The organism is Novacetimonas hansenii JCM 7643 (assembly GCF_000964405.1).
GTDB lineage: Bacteria > Pseudomonadota > Alphaproteobacteria > Acetobacterales > Acetobacteraceae > Novacetimonas > Novacetimonas hansenii.
The window spans coordinates 12,798-39,756 of record NZ_BANE01000045.1 but is presented as its reverse complement, the minus strand read 5'-3'; the positions used below and the strand labels follow the sequence as shown (position 1 = coordinate 39,756).

Annotated in this window: 23 protein-coding genes; 10 read left to right on the top strand and 13 right to left on the bottom strand. The window is 60.7% G+C overall.

Features of this window, described 5'->3' with window-relative positions; all coding sequences use genetic code 11:
* Positions 1-109: 109 nt before the first annotated feature.
* Positions 110-904 (bottom strand): exodeoxyribonuclease III, encoded by a 795-nt coding sequence (locus tag B7G66_RS03110; protein WP_003620372.1) that lies wholly within the window; start codon positions 902-904, stop codon positions 110-112.
* Between the two features lie 422 nt (positions 905-1,326).
* Here B7G66_RS03110 and uvrC point away from each other — a divergent pair, with 422 nt between their 5' ends.
* The 7 genes from uvrC (at position 1,327) to B7G66_RS03075 (ending at position 8,803) form a co-directional block, all read left to right on the top strand.
* Positions 1,327-3,252, top strand: a complete 1,926-nt coding sequence (gene uvrC, locus B7G66_RS03105) for an excinuclease ABC subunit UvrC (protein ID WP_003620371.1) — start codon at positions 1,327-1,329, stop codon at positions 3,250-3,252.
* Between the two features lie 93 nt (positions 3,253-3,345).
* A complete protein-coding gene (gene pgsA, locus B7G66_RS03100) occupies positions 3,346-3,945 on the top strand; it encodes a CDP-diacylglycerol--glycerol-3-phosphate 3-phosphatidyltransferase (protein ID WP_003620370.1) in 600 nt (199 codons plus the stop codon).
* A 106-nt stretch (positions 3,946-4,051) separates the two neighbouring features.
* Positions 4,052-4,576: a hypothetical protein gene (locus tag B7G66_RS03095; RefSeq protein ID WP_003620367.1), complete on the top strand. Its 525-nt coding sequence runs from the start codon at positions 4,052-4,054 to the stop codon at positions 4,574-4,576.
* Positions 4,577-4,623: 47 nt separating this feature from the next.
* Complete coding sequence (gene moaD, locus B7G66_RS03090; protein WP_003620365.1) at positions 4,624-4,878, top strand: molybdopterin converting factor subunit 1; 255 nt, start codon at positions 4,624-4,626, stop codon at positions 4,876-4,878.
* A 7-nt stretch (positions 4,879-4,885) separates the two neighbouring features.
* Entirely contained in the window at positions 4,886-5,377 is a 492-nt protein-coding gene (locus B7G66_RS03085) for a molybdenum cofactor biosynthesis protein MoaE (protein ID WP_003620363.1), read from the top strand.
* Between the two features lie 298 nt (positions 5,378-5,675).
* A complete protein-coding gene (locus B7G66_RS03080) occupies positions 5,676-7,538 on the top strand; it encodes a ribonucleoside-diphosphate reductase subunit alpha (RefSeq protein WP_003620361.1) in 1,863 nt (620 codons plus the stop codon).
* Positions 7,539-7,798: 260 nt separating this feature from the next.
* Entirely contained in the window at positions 7,799-8,803 is a 1,005-nt protein-coding gene (locus B7G66_RS03075) for a ribonucleotide-diphosphate reductase subunit beta (RefSeq protein WP_003620359.1), read from the top strand.
* A 143-nt stretch (positions 8,804-8,946) separates the two neighbouring features.
* Here B7G66_RS03075 and B7G66_RS03070 read toward each other — a convergent pair whose 3' ends face one another.
* Positions 8,947-9,705, bottom strand: a complete 759-nt coding sequence (locus B7G66_RS03070; protein ID WP_040512010.1) for a tRNA1(Val) (adenine(37)-N6)-methyltransferase — start codon at positions 9,703-9,705, stop codon at positions 8,947-8,949.
* Positions 9,706-9,899: 194 nt separating this feature from the next.
* Between B7G66_RS03070 and B7G66_RS03065 the strand changes: the two genes are divergently transcribed.
* Positions 9,900-10,904 carry a polyprenyl synthetase family protein gene (locus B7G66_RS03065; protein ID WP_003620357.1) on the top strand — a complete coding sequence of 335 codons (1,005 nt, stop codon included), beginning with the start codon at positions 9,900-9,902 and terminating at the stop codon, positions 10,902-10,904.
* Positions 10,905-11,060: 156 nt separating this feature from the next.
* Here B7G66_RS03065 and B7G66_RS03060 read toward each other — a convergent pair whose 3' ends face one another.
* Positions 11,061-11,897 (bottom strand): glutamate racemase, encoded by an 837-nt coding sequence (locus B7G66_RS03060; protein ID WP_003620356.1) that lies wholly within the window; start codon positions 11,895-11,897, stop codon positions 11,061-11,063.
* Positions 11,898-11,916: 19 nt separating this feature from the next.
* Positions 11,917-12,678 (bottom strand): orotate phosphoribosyltransferase, encoded by a 762-nt coding sequence (locus B7G66_RS03055; protein WP_003620355.1) that lies wholly within the window; start codon positions 12,676-12,678, stop codon positions 11,917-11,919.
* A 234-nt stretch (positions 12,679-12,912) separates the two neighbouring features.
* On the opposite strand from B7G66_RS03055, the gene B7G66_RS03050 reads away from it, so the two are divergent.
* A complete protein-coding gene (locus B7G66_RS03050) occupies positions 12,913-13,152 on the top strand; it encodes a hypothetical protein (protein ID WP_040510847.1) in 240 nt (79 codons plus the stop codon).
* A gap of 158 nt (positions 13,153-13,310) precedes the next feature.
* On the opposite strand, the gene B7G66_RS03045 is transcribed toward B7G66_RS03050, so the two are convergent.
* The 4 genes from B7G66_RS03045 to B7G66_RS03030 all read right to left on the bottom strand — a co-directional run bounded on the left by B7G66_RS03045 (position 13,311) and on the right by B7G66_RS03030 (position 16,566).
* Positions 13,311-14,609, bottom strand: coding sequence for a citrate synthase (locus tag B7G66_RS03045; protein WP_003620353.1), 1,299 nt, complete (start codon positions 14,607-14,609; stop codon positions 13,311-13,313).
* A 211-nt stretch (positions 14,610-14,820) separates the two neighbouring features.
* The gene (locus B7G66_RS03040) at positions 14,821-15,372 is read right to left on the bottom strand and encodes a SixA phosphatase family protein (RefSeq protein ID WP_003620352.1); all 552 of its coding nucleotides are present in this window, start codon (positions 15,370-15,372) and stop codon (positions 14,821-14,823) included.
* Between the two features lie 11 nt (positions 15,373-15,383).
* Positions 15,384-15,719 carry a chorismate mutase gene (locus tag B7G66_RS03035; RefSeq protein WP_040512008.1) on the bottom strand — a complete coding sequence of 112 codons (336 nt, stop codon included), beginning with the start codon at positions 15,717-15,719 and terminating at the stop codon, positions 15,384-15,386.
* Between the two features lie 79 nt (positions 15,720-15,798).
* Positions 15,799-16,566, bottom strand: a complete 768-nt coding sequence (locus tag B7G66_RS03030; RefSeq protein WP_003620349.1) for a metallophosphoesterase — start codon at positions 16,564-16,566, stop codon at positions 15,799-15,801.
* Positions 16,567-17,283: 717 nt separating this feature from the next.
* Here B7G66_RS03030 and B7G66_RS03025 point away from each other — a divergent pair.
* Complete coding sequence (locus tag B7G66_RS03025; protein ID WP_003620348.1) at positions 17,284-18,804, top strand: acetyl-CoA hydrolase/transferase family protein; 1,521 nt, start codon at positions 17,284-17,286, stop codon at positions 18,802-18,804.
* 89 nt (positions 18,805-18,893) lie between these two features.
* Here B7G66_RS03025 and B7G66_RS03020 read toward each other — a convergent pair whose 3' ends face one another.
* From B7G66_RS03020 to B7G66_RS03000, 5 genes are all read right to left on the bottom strand, one after another.
* Positions 18,894-23,450, bottom strand: a complete 4,557-nt coding sequence (locus tag B7G66_RS03020) for an AAA family ATPase (RefSeq protein ID WP_003620347.1) — start codon at positions 23,448-23,450, stop codon at positions 18,894-18,896.
* A gap of 24 nt (positions 23,451-23,474) precedes the next feature.
* Positions 23,475-24,095, bottom strand: coding sequence for a thioredoxin domain-containing protein (locus tag B7G66_RS03015; protein ID WP_003620344.1), 621 nt, complete (start codon positions 24,093-24,095; stop codon positions 23,475-23,477).
* Positions 24,096-24,280: 185 nt separating this feature from the next.
* Entirely contained in the window at positions 24,281-25,216 is a 936-nt protein-coding gene (locus tag B7G66_RS03010) for a hemolysin family protein (protein WP_003620342.1), read from the bottom strand.
* Positions 25,213-25,827 (bottom strand): rRNA maturation RNase YbeY, encoded by a 615-nt coding sequence (gene ybeY, locus B7G66_RS03005; protein ID WP_080545450.1) that lies wholly within the window; start codon positions 25,825-25,827, stop codon positions 25,213-25,215. Before ybeY ends, B7G66_RS03010 begins: the two co-directional genes overlap by 4 nt.
* Positions 25,811-26,950 carry a PhoH family protein gene (locus B7G66_RS03000; protein ID WP_003620339.1) on the bottom strand — a complete coding sequence of 380 codons (1,140 nt, stop codon included), beginning with the start codon at positions 26,948-26,950 and terminating at the stop codon, positions 25,811-25,813. The genes ybeY and B7G66_RS03000 overlap by 17 nt, the downstream gene beginning before the upstream one ends.
* Positions 26,951-26,959 lie beyond the last annotated feature (9 nt).

The window sequence follows — 26,959 nt, the reverse complement described above, 5'->3', positions numbered from 1 at the left end:
AAAACCGTTGGCGGCGGGTGAGGTATCCCGGCCCTACGGCAAAGGGGCGTCATCACAGGGCATCACCACAGGGGCGCACGACACGGGAGCCATGGTTATGCGGGCATGGCTATATCGCCAGGTCCACAATCACCGGGACATGGTCTGACGGCTTTTCCCAATCGCGAACGGGACGCAGGACCGACATGTCGCGTAATGCTGGCACAAGGTCAGGCGTCACCCAGACATGGTCCAGACGCCGTCCACGGTTGGACGCGCTCCAGTCCCGGTTGCGATAGGACCACCATGTGTAGAGCTTTTCATCCGCCGGAACAAAGTGCCGCATGGCGTCAACAAAGCCGCTGTTCTGCCATGCCAGCAGGCGTGACGTTTCTTCGGGCGTGTGGCTGACAATCTTCAGAAGCTGCCGGTGGCTCCAGACATCATGTTCCAGTGGTGCGATATTCAGATCCCCCACCACCACCGTTCGGCAGACATCACGTTGCGCGAACCATGCGCGGGCTTCCTCGACGAATGCAAGCTTGTGCGCGAATTTCGGATTTTCCACCGGATCAGGAATATCGCCGCCCGCAGGGACATAGAAGTCATGCACGGTCACGGCATCCGTGCCTTCTCCGCATTCCACGGCGATATGGCGGCAATCGCCCCTGTCGCACCAGTCTGGCGTATCGGTCAGCATGCGCATGGGCTGGCGGCTGAGGATCGCGACACCGTTATAGCTTTTCATGCCGCGAAAACAGACATGGGGAAATCCCAACGCCTGTACCGCGTCCAGCGGGAACAGGTCGTCCGTGACCTTGGTTTCCTGCAGGCAGACGATATCCGGCTGGTTCTCCGCGCATAACCGCTCCAGCAGGGGCAGGCGCAGACGAAGCGAATTGATATTCCATGTCATGATACGCATAGGGGTGAATTACCCATCAGCCCGCCCCTGGCAAGGGCAATTAGCGCCAGGGGGCGCCAACATTCCCACGAAAATGCAAAGTGGGGACAGGGGGGAGAAGTCCAGACTTTCGTACGAAAGCAGAACAGATCCAAAAGAAGCCTTGAAATCACATGGGAAAACCTCGAAATACCCCTCAACGGCCTTCAGGTCTGAATTTTATTCACCTGAGGGCTTGACATCATTGTTTTCCAGCAAGTTGCGTGCCTGAAGGGTCTCCTTTGGTCCTGCATCCATCCATAATTGTTTTATATCAAATGGTTATGCGTTGTGATGTTTTTTTGGGCAATCCAAAGGCAGGGGAGGAAAACCGCCATGCGCATGATTTTATCTGCCTCTGCTCCACAGACTTATCCACAACTTCGGTGGATGAACGATTTTCAATGATCCCGGACGAAAAGACCATCACCACGATCCCCACTTCCCCGGCCCTCCCATCGCACGAAAGCGCAACCCCGGTGGGGGTTGCCGCGATTCACAAGGCGCTCCAGACCATGCCCCTGTCACCGGGGGTCTATCGCATGCTGGGCCGCAAGGGGGAGGTGTTGTACGTCGGCAAGGCGCTCGCACTGAAAAAGCGCGTCACGTCCTATACGCAGGTTCACCGGTTGCCGGAACGGTTGCGGCGCATGGTGTCGGAAACGGCGTATATGGAGATCGTCACCACCCATACCGAGGCCGAAGCCCTGTTGCTGGAGGCCAACTATATCAAGCGCATGCAGCCGCGTTACAACATCCTGCTGCGTGATGACAAAAGTTATCCATGGATCATCCTGACCGATCGGCATGAATTCCCCCAGATTGCGAAACATCGCGGAAAACCGGTCAAGGGCGCATCTTATTGGGGGCCGTTTGCATCCGCATGGTCGGTGAACCAGACGCTGAACCTGTTGCAAAAGGCATTCCTGCTGCGTTCATGCACCGATTCCGTGCTGCAATCACGGACACGCCCGTGCCTGTTGCATCAAATCCATCGCTGTTCCGCCCCATGTGTCGATCTGATCAGCCAGGAGGATTACGGCGCGTTGGTGCAGCAGGCGCGCGATTTCCTGTCCGGCAAGAATCCCCGCATGCATGAGGAGCTTGTCCGGCAGATGGAAGAGGCGGCAGGCGCGCTGCAATTCGAACGCGCGGCCGCCATCCGTGATCGTATCCGTGGCCTGTCGGCCATGCAGCAGGACGCCAGCGTCATCAACCCGACCACCATGTCCGATGCCGATATCGTCGCCATCTGGCAGATTGCGGGGCAGTCCTGCATTGAGGTCTTTTTCATTCGTGGGGGTCGCAACAACGGCAATCGCGCCTTTTTCCCCAGCCATGCCCGCGACGAAGGCGCGGCTGATGTGCTGGCGGCATTCCTTGCGCAGTTTTATGACGACAAGCCGCCACCGGGCCAGATTCTGGTCAATCACGCCATTTCCGATAACGAACTGCTGGGCCGTGCGCTGGAACTGCGTCGGGGGAAACGTGTTGAGATCATCCATCCGCAACGCGGGGAAAAACGCGCGGTGCTTGAACATGCCGAACTGAACGCGCGCGAGGCGCTGGAACGCAAGCTGGCGGAAAGCGCGGGGCAGGCCCGTCTGCTGCGTGGTGTGGCCGATCTTTTCGGTCTGGCAAACCCGCCCGGCAGGATCGAAACCTATGATAACAGCCATATCATGGGCTCACATGCATATGGCGTGATGGTGGTTGCCGGTCCCGAAGGGTTTGAAAAGCGGGCCTATCGTAAATTCGCCATCAAGGGGCCGGTCACGCCCGGTGACGATTTCGGCATGATGCGCGAGGTGCTGGAGCGTCGCTTCAGCCGCGCCCTGCGGGACCGTGAGGAGGGCATACGTCCAGATGACTGGCCCGATATCCTGCTGATCGACGGGGGGGCGGGACAGTATTCCGCCGTGCGCGCGGTGCTTGATGAACTCGGGGTGACGGATGTGACCCTTGTGGGGATCGCCAAGGGGATTGACCGCGACGCGGGCCGCGAATGGTTTCACACCGCGACCCGTCCACCGTTCCAGTTGCCCCCGCGTGACCCGGTCCTGTACTACCTGCAACGCCTGCGTGACGAAGCCCATCGCTTTGCCATCACGACACACCGTGCCGGGCGGTCAAAAACATTGGTCAAATCCGAACTCGATGATATTCCCGGTGTCGGCCCGGCACGTAAGCGCGCGCTGCTGAACCGGTTCGGTTCGGCGCGTGGCGTGCGTCAGGCGGGGTTGGGGGAACTGGAATCCGCACCGGGCATCAGCCGGGATACGGCACGGACAATATACGGTTTTTTCCATCCCGACTGGACCGGGGAATGAACCTTGTGTCATGCAGATGTGAGCAAATGAGCGGGCAGACCAGCGTTATAGATGTTTTTGTTTCGCGCTGTCCTTGGATATAGCTGGTGAACCATGCTTACTGACCTGCCTAATCTCCTGACCCTGTCGCGGATTGTTGCTGTGCCGGTCGTTGTGCTGCTGGTTGTCATCAGTACACCCGGCACGGACTGCGCCGCATGCGTCATCTTCATCCTGGCCGGGATTACCGATTACCTTGATGGCAAGCTGGCGCGCGCATGGCACCAGAATTCCGACCTTGGCCGCATGCTCGACCCGATCGCTGACAAGCTTCTGGTGGGGGCGTGCCTGATGGTGCTGGCCGGGCTTGCGCGGCTTCCTTATTGGACGCTCTATCCCGCGATCATCATCCTCTCGCGGGAGATACTGGTCAGTGGCCTGCGTGAATATCTGGCGACGACCAAGGTGGGACTGCCGGTTACGCGCCTTGCCAAATGGAAAACCGGGTTCCAGATGACTGCCATCGGTTTCCTGCTGGCGGGGGACAGCACCGCCAGCTTGCTGGATATCACATGGTTGCCGGTCAACCTGCTGGGGGCGATCATGCTGTGGGTTGCCGCGGCCCTGACGCTGGTGACCGGGTGGGATTATCTTTCCACCGGTATCCAGCATGTCACCCGTAACAACCAGTCGGTAGGTAATATCGTCCCCTGAATTTTCTGCTGGCGGTTCTGCCGGGCGCATATACCACTTGTGGTTGTGAGATTATGCGGGCAAATTCTCCCTATGGTTGTGCCGGCCATGAACCAGGGAGAATGCGATGCGTCCGAAAGCCCCGTTTCTACTACTCTTATGCCTGACGGGGTGTGGTGGGTTTGGCGACATTCTTGCCGATAACACGCAACTGCCTGGCAGCCTGCCCAACATGCCAAAGATGGAATCGGAAAACCTGCGTCGTTCCATGGGGCATGCCGTGGCGGAGCCCCCGATCCTGCCGCAGGGGCAGGACATATGGCCCACCAGGATACAGTCCATGCCCACGCTGGCGGATATCAGTTCGGGACGTGTGCATGCACAGTCCGGGCATTTCGTCCGTCGTTCCGCCGATGGCGCGCAACAACTGCTCGACGGGGCATCGCTCAGCATCGGTGAGGCGGATGCAGGCGATCTGCCGGCCGACCTGCCCGCCGCCATGCCGACGATACAGGACGGGCACGAGGGCAAGGGCCATCCGGCAAGAAGCCATGCCATGGCGGAAAATGCGGATATCATCGTTCCCCATGCCGATGGCGGCAAAACCGTGATCCATGCCGATGGCGCGGTGGTCGAGCAACCGCATCCCTGATATAGCGCTACGCATACCAGAACCTGACGCAGCAAAAGGGTGGGCGGATGCCGGACATTCTCTACTTCGCATGGCTACGAGACCGCCTGGGCCATGACCGCGAAGCCATAAGCCTGCCGTCCGGCGTCACGCGGGTAAGTGACCTTGTGCAGATGTTGCATGACCGGGGCGGTGAATATGGTGAAATCTTCGGACAGCCCGAACTGGTGCGCGTCGCGGTGAACCAGTCCTTTGCAGCGCTGGATACATGCATAGGGCCCGATGACGAAATCGCCTTCTTCCCGCCGGTCACGGGGGGATAGCAGCGCCATGCCACGCATCCATATCCGCGTTCAGACCGAAATATTTGATCCCACCCATGAAAGCGCCAGCCTGCTGGCGGGACATTCCGATGTCGGGGCCATGGCGTCGTTCATCGGCATGGTCCGTGAGGATGGGGGGCTGCGCTCTCTGGAACTGGAACATTATCCCGGCATGACCGAATCGATGATGACGCGAATCGCCGAATCGGCGGCCACGCGATTCGGGCTGTCGGGCTGCACCATCATCCATCGCGTGGGACGGCTTGGGGTTGGGGCCCCGATCGTACTGGTAATCTGCACGGCGGCCCATCGTGGCACCGCGTTTCAGGCTGTGGAGTTTGTCATGGACTGGCTCAAGAGCCGGGCGCCTTTTTGGAAAAAAGAGGAATTCAGCGATGGTCGCACCCAATGGGTGCAGCCGCGCGAACATGATGCACAATGCCTGCGGCGATGGGATGACGCAGACGGGAACAGCCTGGATATTCCCGCCGGACGTTGAGCGGTTTTGCCTGCCAAAGTGGAGTGAAAAATAACTTTTTTCCTCTTGACGACGGATTGTCCAAGAGTCGGAAAAGGCCACTGCGTCCATATATATAGTGCATCAGGACGCGGATTGGTCCATATATAGCGCCATAGCAGCAATGACCGGACACATAGGAACAGGATCACCCGATCCTGCGACACGTCACGGGCAGCTTATGGAGTTTAAGTGGATGAGTCTGGATGGCATCTCCGGTTCTACGGTCGAGGGATATAGTGACGAACACGATGCCATCCACAGAAAGGATGCGGCCCCCATGCCCGAGATGTTTGATGACGTCGTCCAGTTGCCAGACGGCTTTTCCGTCCGTGTTGACCGCAGCCGCGATGCGCTGCTGACGGCGTTTGGCAAGGCGACGCTCGATAACCGCTACCTTCTGCCCGGCGAGGGGTATCAGGACCTGTTTGGCCGCGTCGCGTCGTATTACGGCGCGGACGAAGGACATGCGCAGCGTCTGTATGACTATATCTCGCGTCATTGGTTCATGCCGGCCACCCCTGTGCTGTCGAACGGGGGCACCACGCGCGGCCTGCCGATTTCATGCTTCCTGAACGAAGCCAATGACAGCCTGCGCGGTATTGTCGATCTGTGGAACGAGAATGTGTGGCTGGCCTCAAAGGGCGGCGGGATCGGTTCCTATTGGGGCAACCTGCGTTCGATCGGGGAGAATGTCGGCCGCAATGGCAAGACATCCGGCGTCATTCCGTTCATCCGCGTTATGGACAGCCTGACGCTGGCCATCAGCCAGGGGTCGCTGCGTCGCGGGTCGGCTGCGGTCTATCTGCCGGTCTGGCATCCTGAAATCGAGGAATTCATCGAACTGCGTCGCCCCACCGGTGGTGATCCCAACCGCAAGGCGCTCAACCTCCATCATGGAATCCTGATTTCGGATGCGTTCATGCGCGCCGTGGCGGCGGACGAGGAATGGGCATTGCTGTCGCCCAAGGATGGCAGCCACATCCGCAAGGTGTCGGCCCGGTCGCTGTGGATACGCATCCTGACCGCCCGTATGGAGCAGGGCGAACCGTACATCATCTATTCCGATCACGTGAACAATGCGCGCCCCCAGCATCACAAGCTGGCGGGGCTGGAGGTCAAGACCTCCAACCTGTGTGCCGAAATCACGTTGCCCACCGGCATGGACCATCATGGCAAGGAACGTACGGCGGTGTGCTGCCTGTCGTCGCTCAACCTTGAAACCTGGGATGAATGGAAGGATGATCCGCAGTTCATCGAGGACGTTATGCTGTTCCTCGACCGGGTGTTGCAGGATTTTATCGACCGTGCCCCCGATGACATGGAACGCGCCAAATACGCCGCCGCGCGTGAACGTTCGGTCGGGTTGGGGGTCATGGGCTTCCACAGCTTCCTTCAGGCCAAGAACATCCCGTTCGAAAGCGTGATTGCCAAGGTGTGGAACAAGCGGATTTTCGAGCATATCCGCAAGCAGGCCGACGCTGCGTCCCATAAGCTGGCGCAGTCGCTGGGCGCATGTCCCGATGCCGCGGAATATGGCGTTATGGAGCGGTTTTCGAACAAGATGGCGATTGCGCCGACGGCATCGATTTCCATTATCGCAGGCAATGCAAGCCCCGGTATCGAACCAATCGCGGCCAATGTGTTCCTGCAAAAGACGCTTTCAGGGTCTTTTACGGTGCGTAATCGCCATCTGGACCGGCTTTTGACGCAAAAGGGGCGCAACACGGATGACGTATGGTCGTCCATCACCCTGAATAAGGGCAGTGTGCAGCATCTTGATTTCCTGGATCAGCAGGAAAAGGATGTGTTCAAAACCGCCTTTGAACTGGATCAGCGCTGGGTGATCGAACATGCGGCGGATCGCGCGCCCTTCATCTGCCAGGCACAGTCAATCAACCTGTTCCTGCCCGCCAACGTGCACAAGCGCGACCTGCACCAGATCCATTACATGGCGTGGAAACGTGGCGTGAAATCGCTGTATTACTGCCGTTCCCTGTCGGTCCAGCGCGCTGATGCCGTCAGTGATGGCAAGGTGAAGAACGATATCATGCAAAAGGAAACGGACGAGGCCCTGCCACCGATCCCCCCTGCGGCCCCTGCATCCTCGACGGATTACGAGGAATGCCTCGCCTGTCAGTAAGGGGACGTTTGGCAATGACGTCGTCATAAAGAACGATATGGCGTTTCAGGTGTCGCCTGCCTTCCAACAGGCGACATCTGCCAAAGCGTGTTGAAAAAATCTTTATCAAAAACTTTTATCATTAGCCGGATATGATCGTGGCTGTCCTGCCTCAGCCAGAGCAGGCGCGCCTGCCGCAGGGGATATCACATCCCCTGTTGTGTTCATGCAGGAGCCAGGAGAAGCGGCGGTCCTGTTTGGCTTCGAATAGGGTGAGCACCATGAGCGATACATCATCTGGCCCGGACACCCGGACCGAGCAGCACTTTGACCTGCTAACCGCGAACCCGGTTTACAAGCCCTTCCGCTATCCTTGGGCATATGATGCCTGGTTGACGCAGCAGCAGGTACACTGGCTACCCGAAGAGGTGCCCCTTGCCGATGATGTCAAGGATTGGCATCGCAGCCTGACCGAAAGCGAACGGCATCTCGTGACGCAGATTTTCCGCTTCTTCACGCAGTCGGACGTGGAAGTGAACAACTGCTACATGAAGCATTACAGTCAGGTTTTCAAACCGACCGAAGTGCTGATGATGCTGTCGGCATTTTCCAATATCGAAACGATCCATATCGCGGCCTATAGCCATCTGCTCGATACGATCGGCATGCCTGAATCGGAATATTCCGCATTCCTGAAATACAAGGAAATGAAGGATAAGTACGATTACATGCAGGAATTCTCGGTCTCGAACAAATACGAGATCGCCCGTACGCTTGCGGCATTCGGTGCGTTTACCGAGGGATTGCAGCTTTTTGCCTCGTTCGCGATCCTGCTGAACTTCCCGCGCTTCAACAAGCTCAAGGGCATGGGACAGATTGTCTCATGGTCGGTGCGTGATGAAACGCTGCATTGTGTCTCCATGGCGCGGCTGTTTCGGGTTTTTGTGCAGGAAAACCCGGAAATCTGGACGCAGAAGCTGCAAGATGACATCCGCCAGATCTGCCGCGATATTGTGGAGCATGAGGATGCCTTTATCGACCTGTCATTTGAAATGGGGCCGGTGGAAGGGCTCGATGCCGCGCAGGTGAAACGCTATATCCGCTTTGTGGCCAACCGTCGTCTGGGCCAGCTTGGCCTTGATGGGCTGTATGATGTTGCGACCAATCCGCTGCCATGGGTGGATGAGATGGTCAACGCGGTCGAGCATGCCAATTTCTTTGAAAACCGTTCCACCGAATATAGCCGTGCGGCGACGCAGGGAACATGGGGCGAAGCCTTCGACTGATCCTGTGTGGCTCCTTGCAAGGGGCCACATAACTGACTGTAATAATAGAAGTTTTCAGGGGATCTGGTTTGGATTCAAAATCTGCCGCCTTGGTTCCGGGATGCGGTGGTCAGTAAAATTTTTATAATGTGTTGGAGTTTAGATTAGTCGAGGAGCGGCTGGCCTTCACGCAGGACGGCATGGGCGGCCTGCGTGAAGGTGCCATCCGCATGATGCAGCACAATGCCAGGCAGAAGTCGCGCAGGGGTGCGTGATCCCATGCGTCCCCGTATCAGCACGATCTTTGCCGCAACGCCCTGCCGGGGCCAGCAGGGGAAGACCGTAATATCCCCCAGATGGCTGTCGCCCATGCTGCTGATTGCGTGATCGAGCAATGTGGCAGGCACCGCAAGTGTCAGGGTTCCATGGTGACGCAACTGTGCCGACAGGCTGCCGACCCAGTGTGCAAGGCCCGCGCGCGGCAGGCGGCGCGCCCTGTCCCGACGCGACAGGGGGGAGGGGGTGCTGGCATGGTCATGCCACGGCGGATTGGCAAAGGCATGGTCGATACGCCGCACGCCCGGTCCGCTCAGATACGGGTCATCAGGCATCGCCGGCAAGGTGGCCTGCAGGATACGAATCGTGTCGAATCCGTTATCGCCAACATTCACCTGACCAAGGGCGACAGTATGGGAATCGCATTCCAGCCCGATCCCGCGCACACCCGGCACCCGTGCCGCAAGGCACAAAAGCCCCGCGCCCGCGCCGCATCCCCCTTCGAGTACATATTGCCCGGCGCGTGCAGGCACGCACGCGGCCATCAGGACAGGTTCCAGTCCTGTCCGGTATCCATCGCAAAATTGACGATAGCGGACACGCCCATCAAGGAGCGTTCCCAACGTCATGGGGGGCAGTGTATCCATGCGCGAGACCGCCGTCATACGTGCGCATTCAGCATTCGGTATCGTCCTCTGGCTTGACCGCCTTTCCGGTGCCCCTCATATACTCTGATACATTGAACCTTCGGAACCGGGAGAATAACCTTTTGGGCCTTGCAGTTAGTCTGCCGGAATCCGATAAAACGGCAAGTCAGAAAGACAAAGGGGCTCGACGCCCGATGGCAGACGGATCTGAGGTTGCCTTGCGCGACCTGGCTGAATATCTCGCCGATGACATGGCGGCATGCAATCGCGCAATCGTTGAACGCATGGACAGTCCGGTCGCGCTGATCCCTCAACTGGCGGCGCACCTTGTCGCGGCGGGGGGAAAACGGCTGCGTCCGTTGCTGACACTGGCGTCGGCGCGGTTGTGCGGGTATGAACCCGACGCCACGCATCAGCGCCATGTCGCGCTTGCGGCATGTGTGGAGTTCATCCACACCGCAACGTTGCTGCATGATGATGTCGTGGACGAAAGCACCCTGCGGCGGGGATTGGCCAGTGCCAATGCCATCTTCGGTAACAAGGCATCGGTGCTGGTGGGTGATTTCCTGTTTGCCCGTTCGTTTCAGCTCATGACCGATGATGGCTCGCTCAAGGTGATGAACATCCTGTCCTCTGCCTCCGCGACCATTGCGGAAGGGGAGGTGCTGCAGATGTCCACGCAGAACGACCTTTCGACCAGTATCGAGAAATATCTCGAAGTGATCCATGGCAAGACCGCCGCCCTTTTCGCGGCGGCCTGCCGGGTGGGGGCCGTTGTTGCCGATCAGCCGTTGAAGGTGGAAGAAGCCCTCGATTCCTATGGCACCAACCTCGGCATGGCGTTCCAGCTTGTCGATGATGCGCTGGATTATGCGGCGGATCAGGCCACGCTGGGCAAAACGATCGGCGATGACTTCCGCGAAGGCAAGATCACCCTGCCCGTACTGACGGCCTATAACGCAGGGGATGAAAAAGACCGCGTTTTCTGGCGTCGCGTCATTGAGGAAAGCGAGCAGACGCCGGATGATCTCGACCATGCGCTGGAACTGATTGCGCGGACCAATGCCATTGGCATTACGCTCGATCATGCCACACGCTATGCGGAGGCCGCGTCGCAGGCATTGGATATCTTCCCGCATTCCCGCCTGAAGCAGTTGTTGCAGGATACCGCGTCCTATACCGTCAGCCGCCTGCGCTAAAAGGTGGTTTGTAAAAACAGACCCGGTAATACACTGAAAAGATAAAAGTTTTTGGTGAAGCTTTTTCTAAAAAGCTTCGAAAGACGCCGCCTTTTTGAAAAAAGGCGGCCCCCAGAAACTTTTCTTGTTTTCAGAAGTACCACAATGCGCGGCCTGTTATCTTATGCAGGTGTCCTGCGCGTTCTGGTGGTCCTCTCCCATAAAGGGATAGGCTGCGTCATATCCCATGTGACGCAATCCGGGGAGCAAAGCCCCCATATCCTGCGGCAATGCGGTAAAGAATGCATGCCCCGGCTGATACGGTCCTTTTGCGGCAACCGTGCCGAGGTTATGGGCAAGACGTGTTGCCTGTCGTGAGACCGCCTGCGCCGGATCAATCCAGCGCAGGCCGGGCCGCCCCAGCCGCTGAAAGCGATCCAGCAGGAACGTATAATGGGTGCAGCCCAATCCCACGACATCAATGGCGTCGCCCCCGGGCTGTGAAAACAGCCCATCCATTTCCATCCTTATGGCCCTTTCGGGAACGGGGCGCCCCCGAAAGGCCAGTTCGGACAGGTCCGCAAGGTTGCGCGCGCCATAGGTGATGAGGGTGCAACCCGGGGCGAACCTGTTTCGCAGGTTGCTCAGATAAGGGCGCGTCAGTGTCGCACGTGTTGCCAGCAGGCCGATGGTTCCACTTTGCGTCAGGTCGGCCGCCCATTTAATCGGGGGTACACATCCCACGAAAGGGAGCCTATGGCGCGCGCGCAGGGCATCAAGGGCAAGGGTACTGGCGGTGTTGCAGGCGATGACCACCAGGTCCGGTCGCAACCGTGCGATGGCCTGCCCGACAAGGGTAAGGATGCGTGTTACCAGAAAATCATCAGCCTGTTCCCCATAGGGAAAAACGGCCGTATCGGCGAGGTAGTCGATGCGTGCCCCCGGAAGGTCCGTCCTGAGGCAGCGCACGATTCCCAGGCCGCCGATACCTGAATCAAATGCAAGAATCCGCACGTCCCGTCACACCATGGGTTCAGGACGCCTTATCCGCCGTGAGCTTGCGCGTCAGGGCTTCTTCCGCGCTGGCGACGCCGCCATGCTTGGCCGACCATGCGCAGGGGTTTTCAAGGAAGCGGCGGACTTCGTTTGCATCTTTTTCAGAGAAATAGGGCTTGCCCGCGCAGGCCTCGAGGATATCCCACCATGTGCACAGTGCATGCAGCGTGATGTTCATGTCCGCCAGTGTCTGGTATGCGCCGGGAAACACGCCATAAAAAAACACGACGAACGTATGGTCCACGATAGCCCCTGCATCGCGCAGGGCCTGTGCAAACTGCACCTTGGACGAACCATCCGTCGTCAGGTCCTCCACCAGCAGCGTGCGCATGTTTTCGGGCACATCGCCCTCGATCTGGGCATTGCGGCCAAAGCCCTTGGGCTTTTTGCGGACATAGGCCATCGGCGCCATCATCCGGTCGGCAATCCACGCGGCAAAGGGAATACCCGCCGTTTCCCCGCCAACCACGGCGTCAATGCTTTCATAACCGACATGGCGGCCGATTTTTTCCACCCCCAGTTCCATGATCTTCTGTCGCGCGCGGGGGAAGAAGATGATCCGGCGGCAGTCAATGTAAACAGGCGATTTCCAGCCAGAGGTCAGGGTGTAAGGTTCATCCGGGCGGAAATTGACGGCCTTGATTTCCAGCAGAAGACGCGCGGTCGTCAGCGCGGCATCCCGATCCCATGCGGTTGAACCGGTTGAAAGGCCAGCGCCATTTCCTGTTGCGTCGTGCATCTACCCTGCCTCCAGATTGTGGATATGAAATGTTGAAAAGACGCTTACCGGGAAAAGCGCGGAAAATCCATAATTAGAGCGGATGGGCGAAACATTCCGTCATGCTGGTATGAATTCCGTGGACAGATATGATTTTGCGAAATGGTGACAAGTGTTTTCTTGATTCCCAGGCAGGTTATAGATTACACTTCCGCCAAGTTAATAATAATTATCATTTTCGGGTGGTGTCTTATCGTGGGTTCTGAAACAAGCCATATCGTTCGCAACTGCGAACGGGCCGTTGTTACCGCGTACCAGGAACTGCGTCAGGTGGGGACGACGGATGTGTCCGCCTTCCATGCCTGCACGACGCTGTATCGCATCCATCACCCCGAGGCATCGTTAAACGAAGCGCGGCGTCTGGTGTCCGAATGGATTGACCACCATGTCGTCCATCATCGTCCCGGTCCGACGACGGGCTGTGAGTGTGCTTGAGGATTGACGCATCCGGGTGGTGACGTATCACCCGGACAAGGCAATGCACACATACATATAATTATATGCAACGGGCCTCTTCCACATGGGTGGAAGAGGCCCGTTTTCATTGGTGTGACCTGTTTTCCCCGGCCCGTGGGCCGGGAAAGGGCAGGGGATCAGGAACGTTCGGAAATGGGGGTGAAATCGCGTTCCGGCGAACCCACATAAAGCTGACGCGGGCGGCCGATACGCTGGCCCGGTTCTTCGATCATTTCCTTCCACTGGCTGATCCAGCCGGTGGTGCGCGCCACGGCAAACAGCACGGTGAACATGCTGGTCGGGATGCCCATGGCCTTGAGGATGATGCCCGAATAGAAATCGACATTCGGATACAGGCTGCGCTTGACGAAATATTCGTCGCTGATCGCGATTTTTTCGAGCTCGATGGCCAGATCCAGCAGCGGGTCGTCCTTGATGCCCAGTTCGCTCAGGACTTCATGGCAGGTGGCCTGCATGATCTTGGCGCGGGGATCGAAGTTCTTGTACACACGATGGCCAAAGCCCATCAGGCGCACGCCGCTACTCTTGTCCTTTACCTTGGCGATGAAGTCGGGAATGTTATCCTTATGCCCGATGGAGGCCAGCATCTTCAGCACGGCTTCGTTCGCGCCGCCATGCGCAGGTCCCCACAGCGCCGCGATCCCGGCAGAGATGCAGGCAAACGGGTTGGCCCCCGTGGAACCGGCAAGGCGCACCGTGGAGGTCGAGGCATTTTGTTCATGATCCGCATGCAGGATCAGGATACGGTCCATGGCGCGGGCCAGTACAGGATTGATCTTGTACTGCTCGCTGGGAACCGCGAACATCATGGACAGGAAATTTTCCGCATAGGACAGGTCGTTACGCGGATAGATGAAGGCATCCCCCTGCGTATAACGATAGGCCCATGCCGCGATGGTCGGGATCTTGGCGATGATGCGCATGGCCGACAGGTTACGGCTGGCCGCGTTCGAGATGTCGATCCCGTCGTGATAGAAGGATGAAAGCGCGCCCACCGTGCCGCACAGGATCGCCATCGGGTGCGCGTCGCGACGGAACCCGTTAAAGAAATTGCGGATCTGTTCATGCAGCAGGGTATGATGCTTGATATCCGTCACGAAGGTGTCATACGCCTTCTGGTCCGGCAGCTCGCCATTCAGGAGGAGGTAGGCAACCTCCATGAATGTGGCTTTTTCCGCCAGTTGTGCGATGGGATACCCACGGTGCAGCAGGATGCCCTTTTCACCATCGATAAACGTGATCTTGCTGGTGCACGATGCCGTCTCGCCATAGCCGGGATCGAAGGTGAATACACCCGTCTGTGCAGGCAGCTTGCGGATATCGACGACATCCGGCCCCAACGTGCCAGACAGAACCGGCAGCGCCGCACTCTTTTCGCCTAGCGAGATAGTCGCGGTTTTTCCTGACTCGCTCATCAAACACTTCCTCCTGGTCGTCCGCCGTCGCTGTTGCGGTATGGCGAAACGTGTCTCCAACCTCGGGACAGCCTGTCGTTCTGGCGACAGTTTCGTGCCTGCCCACGTTTTATGTGCCCACCCGTCCAGTGCGGATCATGATGGGCGTTGAAACCGAGATAAGGACGAAATGGCATCCATGGCAATCCGGGGCAGCCATGCCCGGCGGACATCAGTCACAGAGGGCGCGATACAGGCTCATTTCATGATTCTGGTTATTATTCCACGGAATTACGCTGAAAAAGCACGCCATTGCCGCAGGGGGGAAGCCCAGTGACAGGGCAGGGGGCAGATTGCCCGAAGCATCGCGCCCCGCAAGGTCCATGACCAGGTTACCGATGCCCGGATTGTGGGATAACACAATGATATTACGGTATTTTTCATCTACCTCGCACAGCACCTCAAGGATACGGTCCGCAGAGGTTTCATAAAGTGCGTTCACATGTTGGACATCGGGGGCATGATCTCCGAAAAATGATCCCATTGCCGCCCACGTCTCACATGTGCGTAACGATGGGCTGATCAGGGCAAGATCGGGCACGAACCCCATTGCCTGCAGGTCATGGCCCCGCTGCCGGGCCGACAGGCGTCCCTGTGCCGTCAGGGGGCGCTGGATATCGGCATCCATGCCAAAGTCGCCAAAGGGCACGGGCGCAGCCTGCGCATGGCGCATCAGAACCAGCCGCTGCGGGGACTGCCGCCAGCCATCATCAGGATCGGACATCGTGGGGGATTTCAGGATTGCGGCCTGTCATCGGCGTGACGGGCGATGGCCTCGTGATGCCGGATGACTTCCTTGATAATGAAGGCAAGGAATTTTTCCGCGAAATCGGGGTCCAGGTTTGCGCTGCGGGCCAATGCGCGCAGACGCTCCACCTGCTGGGCTTCACGCGTCGTGTCGGCAGGGGGCATCTGGTAACGTGCCTTCAGGCGGCCCACGGCCTGCGTATGGCGAAACCGTTCCGCCAGCAGGTAAACCAGCGCCGCATCAATGTTGTCGATGCTGCGGCGCAGTTCCAAAAGTGCATCGCGCGCTTCGTCCGGCACGGCGGTCACGGGTGTTTCATTCATGTAGGTCAGGGCTCCCAGTAAAAGCAGGTCTGTATGACAGGGGTCATCAGGATCGGCGGCAGGCGTGATCGCGTCACATTCACATTGCGTGAACAGCGGGGTCGGTCCCCGGCAGGTCAAGTCCGGGCAGGTCGATCCACGCCAGATGGCCGCCCTTGCCCGCACCCGTATCCGTAAAGATCGCCGTGCCACCGGCGCGACCGGTTCGTACCCATGGCCGTCCATCGGTCGAACGCCGGTCATGGCCGCAATAGACGGTATAGCCGGCAGGAATGTGATCCACCCAGTTCAGGCGCCGTTCGGGATACCCGTCTTTTTGTATCCGGCCGGTTGTTTCCCCAAACAGTGCGCGCGACAGCAGGGGCGTAACCGTGCCAAGGCCGGGGGGCGGAACTTCGTCAAGCATACGTACATGAAACCCCCCATGCACGAAGACATATTTCCCCAGCACGATCCATGCGGGTGCCATCGACAGGTCTTCAATCGCGCGTGTCCGTACGTCTTCGTTTTCGGGGGCAAGAAACTGCGCCAGGGTTTCCATCAGTGGCGGGTCGCGTCGCATCTTGCGGCCATGCAGGGCGCGCGCAAGCTTGCGGTCATGGTTGCCCAGCACGAACAGCCCACGCCGTTCGTCGATCAGTTGCTGCATCAACCGGAACGTCCCCACGCTGTCGGGGCCGTAATCCACCAGATCGCCCAACTGTATCAGGAACCGGTCCGTGGCCGCCGCATGGCGGAAGGCATGCAGGTCCCCATGCACATCGCCCACGATACGTATGCGACGCCCGCCGATCATCCGGGCAATGGCGTCATTATCCGGCGTCGGCGCATATCGGGGCATTCCCATCGGGTCTGTCCCCATTGCTGCAGACGGCGGCACATGGAGGGGAAAGCCTGCGCGATGTACGGCGTCGCCCGAAAAGGCATATGGGGGATGGGAGGGTAATCGACGTCTCAAACGAAAGTCCTCTCCCTGAAACATGAATGATGGCCCATCGCCACTTCCTGACCGAACCATATCAAAGCAGATGCGCCAGGCGTGCGCACGCAGGGGCCCTTATCCATCAGGATAACAATCCTTGCACTATCCGCAAACACAGGGATGGCTTGTCTCGACGTCTCCACGATGTTGCGTATCGACAATAGATAATGCTTCAGACCCCCAAGTCATGCAAAAAACGCATGAGAAGGTTGCAATTATCGTTTATGCTCCCTTCACTAGAGCAATCGTGAAGGCAACGATGCATGTAGGACGCAACTGTCACATGCTTTTGTTGTGACGCCCGCCCCGAGACGGAGAACAGATGTCAGGAGGGAAAACGATGCGCATTCCCCCGTTCGCCTGAACCGTAGCAATCCTGTAAGGGGATAAAGCCTCACGGCCAAAGCGTCACGGCACGGGTCGACCGGGAAAACGGGCGACATACGGAAATTGCGCATCAGGTGGTTCGCGCGGAATGGGGGCAGGCAACGTCCCGCACCGTGTCGGGGCCATCACCAAGGATAACCGGCCCGGTGCAATACATGCGCTGGCGCACACAAAAAAGACTTTGAGGGAAAGTTCATGATCGACCACACCCGAATCCGGAATGCGGCGCTCCGGGCCAAGATCACGACAGCGGAACAGGCCGCATCGTTCATCAAGCCCGGCATGACGGTTGGCACCAGTGGCTTTACCGGCGCAGGCTACCCCAAGGCGGTCCCCGAAGCGCTGGCCGCCCTGATGGAAAGCGAGCATGCCAAGGGGCGCGATTTCCGTATCCGCCTGCTGACCGGGGCTTCCACCGGGCCGGAACTTGATGGCGCGCTGGCCAAGGTCAACGGCATTGCCTTTCGCATGCCCTACAACTCCGACCCGGCCTTGCGTGCGCGTATCAACAAGGGCGAAACCGAATATCTCGACATGCATCTCAGCCATGTCGCGCCGATGGCCTGGGCTGGCTTCTTTGGCGATATCGACACCGCCGTGATCGAAGCCACCGCCATCCGCGAAGACGGCAGCATCGTTCCGTCCTCTTCCGTCGGGAATTCCAAGACGTGGCTCGACACGGCCAAGCAGGTCATCATCGAGGTCAATAGCTGGCAGGACAGCGCGCTTGAGGGGATGCACGACATCTGGACCGGCACCGCGCTGCCGCCGCACCGCCAGCCCATCCCCCTGCTTCGTCCCGATGACCGCATCGGGGAGACGTCGTTGCGTGTGGACCCCGCCAAGATCGTGGCCATCGTCGAAACCCATGCGCCCGACCGCAACGCCCCGTTCAGCCCGCCAGACGCGTCGGCCAAGGCCATCGCCGGACACCTGATGGAGTTCTTCCGCCACGAAGTCGCCCGTGGCCGCCTGCCGTCGTCGTTGCTGCCGTTGCAGTCCGGCGTGGGCAATGTCGCCAATGCCGTGATGGGTGGCCTGGAGGAAGGGCCATTCGAAAACCTGACCGCGTTTACCGAGGTGATTCAGGACGGCATGCTGGGCATGCTGGAATCGGGAAAGATGCGCGTCGCCTCGGCCACAGCATTCTCGCTCAGCCCCGAAGCCGCGGAATCGCTGAATTCCCGCATGCGGGAATTCCAGAAGAAGATCATCCTGCGTCCGCAGGACATCAGCAACCATCCCGGCCTGATCCGTCGCCTTGGCTGTATTGCCATGAACGGCCTGATCGAATCCGACATCTATGGGAACGTCAATTCGACGCAGATCATGGGGTCGAAGATCCAGAACGGCATTGGCGGTTCGGGCGATTTCGCCCGTAATGCCTATATTTCCGTCTTCATGACGCCCTCGACCGCCAAGGGGGGCAAGATTTCGGCCATCGTGCCGATGGCGTCGCATGTCGATCACATCACGCAGGATTCGCAGGTTCTGGTAACGGAACAGGGGCTGGCTGACCTGCGCGGCCTGTCACCCAAGCAGCGCGCCGAAGTCATCATCGCCAACTGTGCGCATCCTGACTACCGTCCGATGCTCCAGGATTACTACAAGCGCGCCCGTGCCGGGTCGTTCGGGCAGCAGTCGCCGCATCTGCTGACCGAAGCCCTGTCATGGCACCAGCGCTTCATTGAAACGGGTTCCATGCTCCCGTCCTGACCCTGCCTACAGCCAGCCCGTGTCTTTATGGCGCGGGCTGGCCATCCATCGAAGTGCGCTCTGTTTGCTGGCTACCCGGCTGGCCCCCCTCAGGGCGATGTCGCATCCGTGGGGTGCATTCTGTCCTGCGCCACCATGGCAGAGGCACGTTCAAGGTCGATCGAAAGCACACGGCTGACCCCGCGTTCCTGCATGGTCACGCCATACAGCCGGTCCATATGCGCCATCGTCAACTGATGATGGGTGACAACCAGGAACCGTGTCCCGGCCTCTGCCACCATATCGCCCAGCAGGGCACAGAACCGGCCGACATTGGCATCATCCAGCGGTGCATCAACTTCGTCCAGCACGCAGATCGGGGCGGGATTGCACCTGAATACCGCAAAAATCAGCGACAGCGCCGTCAATGCCTGCTCCCCCCCCGACAGTAGCGACAGGGTGGCCAGCTTCTTGCCGGGCGGCTGGGCATAGATTTCCAGCCCGGCCTGCAGGGGATCGTCATTGCCGACCATGCCCAGATGGGCGCGCCCGCCATTGAACATCCGCGTGAACAGCGATTGGAAATGCTGGTCGATCTGTGAAAAGACCGCCATCAGCCGTTCCCGGCCCTCGCGGTTGAGATTGCCGATCGTCCCACGCAACCGGGCAATGGCGGATTCAAGCTCCGTGCGTTCGGTCATGATCGTGTTGATCTGCTCTCCCGCCTCATTGGCTTCGATTTCCGCACGCAGGTTTACAGGGCCAAGTTCTTCACGCTGGCGGGCCAGACGGCCGACCTTGCGGCGTAACCCGGCCTCGGCTGCCTCGCTCAGGTCCGTTGGCACGATACCGGCGGGCGGCTGTGATTCCGCCATCAACTGCGCAAGGATGGCTTCGGCCTGCTCCTGCTTGCCTTCGGCACGCAGGACGTCCTCACGCATGCGGATCATTGCGGCATCCGCCTTTTCGCGTGCATCCTGCGCCGTGGACAGTGTGGTTTCCGCCGTTTTCAGGGCTTCGGCCGATTGGTTGTAGCGTCCTTCCGCTGCGGACAGGTCGGTGGAAATGGCCTCGCTGCGTGATGTGATCTCTTCGGGTTGCAGGGCGATGCGCCCATGGTCTTCGTGGGCGATCCGCAGGCGGTCGTGGGTCGCGTCCACATCGCGCTGTGTCCCCTCAACGCGGTCGCGCCATTCCCCCATGGCGGCAAGTGCCCCGGCAATGCGTTGGGTCAGTGCCTCATGCTCGTTATCGATCCGCCCGAGCAGGTCACGTACCTCCTGTTCCATCCCCCGCGTTGCGGCATGGTTTTCGCGCAGGGCCTCAAGGTCCCGGGCCAGAAGTTCGGGGTCCGGCAGGGCCGCCTGCTCCGTGACAATCCGTGCGCAGTTTTCGGAAACGGTGGCGAGTTCGCGCCTGATGTCGTCAAGGCGCGGTTCCTGCGCATCAAGGATACTGCGTATTTCGTGCTGGCGGTTTCCGGCCTCGGTCCGGGTCTGTGTCGCCTCATCAAGGGTCGCCTGCGTCGCGCCGCGATTGTCCTGCGCGGTGGACAGTCGTTGCGCCGCCGCTTTTGCAGCCTGTTCCGCCATATCAAGCGTGGCCGTAGCCTGCTCTGCGGGAGGGAGCGAAGCCTGATATGCCTGTGCGCGTTCATGGTCCTGCTGGGCCTGCGCAAGATCCTGCGCCATACGGGCGAGGGCGGGCATGATTGCCTGAAGGCGTGTCTCTGCCTCGCCCTGGCGATTGGTGGCTTCATTCAGGCTGCGCTGCGCTGCGTCATGCGCCACCTGCGCCGCCTGCCGGGCCTGCCGCGCCTGTCCTTCGTCCTGCCGCGCCACGAGTGCCGCCGCCGATGCGCGTTCAAGCTCGGCTTGCAACAGGGCGGCGGCCGGTTCTGCGGCTTCTTCCTGCTGTGCGGTTTCCAGCGTCTGCCGTGCCTCGGCATCGGCGGCGCGCGCCGCCTCAAGTTGCACGGCAATCGTATCAAGGCGCGTGCGCACCGCCGCATCCTGCCGCCCGAGTTCCGCCTCCTGCCGCCGCAGCAAGCCAAGCTGCTCCTCAACACCGGTGCGCCGGACGCGGGTTTCCTTCATGGCTGTCGTGGCTGCTTCCAGCGCGATGCGCGCATCATCGGCAGCCTGCCTGCGTTCCGGGACCTCCGCCCGCAGACGGTCGAGTTCCGCGCGAATATCGCGCAGCCGATTGATCTGGCGCAGCTTCAGGGCCGCGCGACTGGGCAGGTTCCCGGCAAGCCGATAGCCATCCCACCGCCACAATGCCCCGTCACGTGTCACAAGGCACTGCCCCGGCGCAAGCTGGCGTTGCAGGCTGTCCCCATCAGCCCCGTCATCAAGCAGCCCGGCAAATGCCAGCACACGCGCCAATGCGCCGGGCGCGTTAATCAGGCCGGACAGGGGGCGGATGTCCCCATCGGGAAAGGCCGGTGCCTCCAGCACGGGCAGGTCACGCCACTGCCGTGCCGCCGCGGATGAAACCGATGCCTCCAGCCCTTCTGACAGCACTACGGCAAGGGCCGTTTCCAGCCCTTCGGGAATATGTAACAGCGTGGCGATATCCGGGGCATCGCCGTCCTGAACCTCCCCATCCGCCGCAAGAGCCTTGGCCAGGCCGTCCGCTTCGGCCTCCATGCCGGTTACGGTGGCGCTAAGTTCGTTCAGGCGTCGTGCCTGTGTTTCGCTGTGTGTGCGGCATTGGGCAATCTGCTGTTCCGCTGTCCGCAGGTCGTCTTCGGCGCTGGCATGGGCCTGTTCTGCGGCCTTGCGGGCTGCGATGGCGCCATCCAGCTTACCCGGTGGAAGGGCATTTTGCTCGATCCGTGCCGTTTCTTCCACCAGCGACGCCAGTTGTGCGGCCGCCCGCGCACAGGCGGAACGTGCGGCACGTGTCGCCTGTTCCAACGCGCCACGTCGCGATGCGGCCTGTTCGACCCGGGCGCGGACTTCCATTTCCTTTGCGGTCAGTTCGGTACGGACGATTTCGGCGCGTTCCAGTGCCTCACGCGCGGCGACAAAGGCGGCCTCAGCCGTTGCGACACTGTCGCGCAACTGTTCCAGATGGTCCTGCGCCACCAGCAGTTCGCGCGCCTCAACCTCCCGCTGGGCCAGAGCGGCATGGTCACGGTGCAGGGTTTCCAGCCGTGCGGCTGCCTGGGCCAGTTCCTGGGCGGCCTGTTCATGCTGTCGGCGGGTTTGCGTGGCCTCGTTGCGTGCGATATTCGCCTTGAGCACGCAATCCGATTGAAGCTGTGTCGCGGTTTCCAGTTCAACGCGGGCATCATGCGCGGCCTGTGTCGCGGCCTCCACAACGTGGTCAAGTGCCGCAAGCGCCTCCGTGCCGGGCATTTCCGTGCGCAGGCGCGTAACCTCCGCCGTGATCTCGTCATGCCGGGCCTGCAGGTGGGCCTGACGTTCACTTGCCGCGATGCGGGCCTCTTCCATCTGGGCAAAGCGCAACTGCGCTTCGCGTGCGGCCACACTGGCCTGCTCCAGGGCCCCGGCCTGTTCGCGCACCTGCGTCTGTAAGGTGGCAAGCTCGTCGCGGGCCTGCGCCTGACGTCCCGGCAGGGCGTCAAGGGCAGCCTGCGCCTCTGCGCGCTCCGCCTCCAGACGTTCCAGCATGGTCCGGGCATCCCCCTGTCGCGCAAGGGCGGCTTCATGGTCCTGCTGGCATTGTTCAAGGCGGGCCTGCGCCTCTGCCACGGCGGCATTGGCGCGCGCGACCTCTGCCGCGATATTTTCCGCCATCACGCGATGCCGTTCAAGCTGGCTGCGCTGGGTGTCGGCCTGCGTGCGCAAACCGGGCAGGGCCTGTGTCGCCTCGAACTGTGCAATGGTCGCGTCTTCTGCCGCCTGTTCCGCCGCAAGCAGCGCGTGACGCGTGGTGTGGAGGTTTTCGCGGGCCTGCGCCACCGCGTTGCGTGCGCGGGCATGCAGCAGCGCCAGCAACGTCACTTCGCTTTCGCGTAACCCCTGCGACAGTTCACGGTACCGGGCCGCCTGCGTTGCCTGTGCCTGCAGGTCGCCCAATCGCGCCTCAAGCTGAAGGCGGAGATCCTCTGCACGTTCGAGGTTGGCCTCGGTTGCGCGTAATTTCAGTTCTGCTTCATGCCGCCGTCCATGCAGGCCGGTAATGCCTGCCGCTTCCTCCAGGATGCTGCGTCGTTCCTCGGGACGTGCGTTGACCAGAGCAGAGACACGCCCCTGACTGACCATTGCGGATGACCGCGCCCCCGACGCCAGATCGGCGAACAGGGTCTGCACGTCGCGTGCGCGCATGGACTTGCCATTGATGCGATATCCGCTACCCGCGCCGCGTTCTGCGCGTCGCACGACCTGCAGTTCATCCTGTCCCTGGAACGGGGGCGGGGCGACATCCGCCGTACCTTCCAGTGACAATGTGACCTCGGCCGTGTTGCGCGCGGGGCGTGCGGCGGTGCCTGCGAAAATCAGGTCATCCATTTCGCCCCCGCGCAGGGACCGCGCGGAGGTTTCCCCCATGGTCCAGCGCAGGGCCTCCACCACGTTCGATTTGCCACAGCCATTCGGCCCGACAATTCCCGTCAGGCCCGGCAGGATTTCGATGGAGGCCGGGTCGGCAAAGCTTTTGAACCCGGCGATGCGAAGGCGGGCGAAACGTGCTGTCATGAAGAAACCGGCTGCCTTGGGAAATCAGGAAAGGGATTCGACCTTCTGGGCGAACTGCTCATACGTCAGTTCCTGCGAGACCTGTTCCTTGTCATTGAACCGGAATGTCGGGGTGCCGTCGATCTTGTACTGGGCCTGGGCACGGTCCTCTTCATCCATGATGGCGTGACGCAGCTTGTCATCGGCCAGCGTCTGCTGGAACAGGTCCGCAGACATTCCCGCCAACGCCGCCATCTTGCGCAGTTCGTCCTGCGGGTTGACATCCTTGCCAAATGCCCAGCGATCCTGACTGGCGAGCAGGGCGAGCACGAACGCCTCGTACCGGTCGCCGGGCAGGGAACGCGCGATCATCGCCGCCGAAAGTGCAACCTGATCCAGCGGGAAATCACGGAAGATATAATAGACCTTGCCCGTATCAATCAGCTTGCTGCGTACCTCTGGGAACACTTCTTCAGAAAAGCGCGCGCAGTGGGTGCATGTCAGGGAAAACCATTCCTCCACATGCACCTTTGCCGACGGATTGCCCAGCGCGCGGATGGCAAGGCGCGGGTCGGCCGCCTGCGCCCGCGCGCCCGACGCCATTCCGGCGCCCAGCAGCAGGGCAGGCGCGGCGGAAGCAAGCAGTGTGCGACGTGTAATAAGCATTGCAGGGGACCTCCGGTTAAGAAAACGCATCGTGATATCGCAAAGAACTGTCAAAGGCCGGATGCGTCAAGGCCAATGACGCATGGTCATGCCGGGGCGTGTGGGGACCACCATGCCGGGCATCACTGGCCTTGTATCACTGGCCTTGTATCATTGGCTCAGGTCATGCAGCCAGATGGTTGGCCTTACTTCTGCGCCTCGGCCGTGGGGGGCGCCTGGGGATCGGCGACGGGCCGGACGCGCAGTTTGCGGATATGGCGGGCGTCGGCGTCAAGGATGCGGAACACGGTACCGCTTTCATGTGTCACGACCTCGCCCCGGGTGGGTACATGACCCGCAAGGCGGAAGACCAGCCCACCCACCGTTTCGATTTCCGCTTCGCGTTCATCCTGCGTCAGGATCGGTCCCGTGCGCAGTTCGAACTGTGCGATGGGCAGGCGCGCATCGACGTCGAACGTGCCGTCATTGCGTTCCTGCAGCATCGCCACCGTGGGTTCATCATGTTCGTCGGAAATGTCGCCCACGATGGTTTCGATCAGGTCCTCGATGGTGACAAGCCCGTCGATCCCGCCATATTCGTCGATCACAAGCGCGAGATGCACATGGCGCAGGCGCATCTGTAACAGCAGGTCCAGCACCGGAAGCTGTGGCGCGACCATGAGGGGCTGGCGCAGCAGGGGTTCGATGCTGAAGGCCTCGCTGGTGCCAAGATAGGCGATGAGATCCTTTACATGGATCATGCCCACGATGTCATCCAGCTGATCGCGATAGACCGGCATGCGTGAATGGTTTTCACGCCGCATCATCGCCAGTGCCTCATCCAGACTGATGGAGGCGGGCATGGCCACGATATCGGCGCGTGGGATCATCACGTCATCGGCGGTAATACCGCGCAGGCGCAGGACATTGGCCAAAAGCGCGCGTTCCTGCCGGTCCAGTTCCGAAGGTGTGGAATCCGTCGTGTCGTCGGCCGCGGCGTCCGCTTCCTTGACCAATGCGGCGATCGAATGCCGCAAACCCTGATCGCTGTTGCGGCGCCGCCCGAACAGCGACAGGAAACCCCGCCCCCGGGGGGGCGGGGTGGTCGAACCGGGTTCCGCAGCGGAAGGAGGGCGGCTCATCGTGCTGCCCCGCCTTCACGTCCGCCGCGGTGTTTCCACGGGTTGGGGATTCCCATGCGCCCCAGGATGCGCGATTCCTCCATTTCCATGGCGCGCGCGTCACCCGCGTGGTGATGGTCATATCCCGACAGATGCAGCACGCCATGCACCAGCAGGTGCATCATGTGGTTGCGCACCGAACGTCCCGCCGCGCGTGCCTCGCGCTCGACCGTGGCGAAGGCGAGGATGATGTCCCCGCCCCACAGCCAGATGCCAGACCCCGAATCGGTGGGGGCATAATCGGCAGGGGCATATTCGAATGTCAGGACATTGGTCGGCTTGTTCCTGCCGCGGTGAAGATGGTTCAGCCGCCGGACCGTCAGGTCATCGGCCAGCACGACCGTGACCGCCCCGGATACATCCAGTTCACGCATCGCGGCGCGCACCGCGCGTTGCACCTCGCGCGCCGGGTTGGGCATCGCCCTATGCCATCGACGCTCGGTAATGCTGACATCAATGTCGTCCCCGAAGGGAGGTTGTGGAACCGGCCCGTCATCCTGACCGGCCGGCGTGGTATCTTCATGCGCCCCATCCACCGACGGGACGGGGCATGTTCTACTTCGCGGTTCCATTGTTCTCCTGCCGCGATCTGGTGCGCGTGGCTTCCCTGCTGGCCTCGGCACGCTGATCGTATGCATCCACTATACGCGCAACCAGCGGATGACGCACTACGTCACGCGATTCAAACCGTGTCATGGCGATTCCGGGCAACCCTTCGAGGGTCTCGACCGCCTCCCGCAGGCCGGATGTGACCCCACGTGGCAGGTCAACCTGGCTCAGGTCCCCGGTAATGACCATGCGTGTGCCTGCGCCCATGCGGGTCAGGAACATCTTCATCTGCGCAGATGTCGTATTTTGCGCTTCATCAAGGATCACAAAGCTGTGGGCCAGCGTACGCCCCCGCATGAAGGCGAGGGGGGCGACCTCGATTTCCCCTGTCGCCATGCGCCGCACCACCTGGTCGCCCGGCATCATGTCATGCAGCGCGTCATAAAGCGGGCGGAGGTAGGGGTCGATCTTGTCCTTCATGTCGCCAGGCAGGAAGCCAAGCCGCTCCCCCGCCTCCACGGCGGGACGCGACAGGACGATGCGGTCCACCAGCCCGGCCTGAAGCATGGCGACGGCCTGCGCCACGGCAAGGTAGGTCTTGCCCGTGCCGGCCGGACCAATGCCAAAGACCATTTCCTGCCGCGCCAGCATGTCCATATAGCGTGCCTGACCGGCAGAACGCGGCGCGATCGCGCCGCGGCGCGTCATGATGGAGGGAAGTTCCGGCGCGCGCGCGGCTGTCGTATCTGGTCGTGCAAAGGGGGGGGCTGCGGTCATGGGGCGCGGGTCCTGCGATGTTTCCGGGGCGGAAAAAAGCTGGGCGGACATGCGGATTGCGGCATCCACCTCGCCGCTATCAAGGGGGTGTCCACCTTGCAGTCTGCGGTAAAGCGACGTGAGTGCGGATTGCGTCACGGCAACCCGTTCGGGGCTTCCGGTAATGGCGATCCTGTTGCCCCGACATGACAGCCGGACATCGAACCCACGTTCAAGGTGGAGGAGATGGCGGTCATGGTCCCCCACCAACTGCGCCAGCAGGGGGTTGTCGTCGAACTGCATCGTCACGGTATGGGCCACTGCCGCGGCGGGTGGCCTGCCGGTGACGGACGGATGCCGACCGCCCCCGGGGCGGCGGGACGGGATCATGGATGCCGC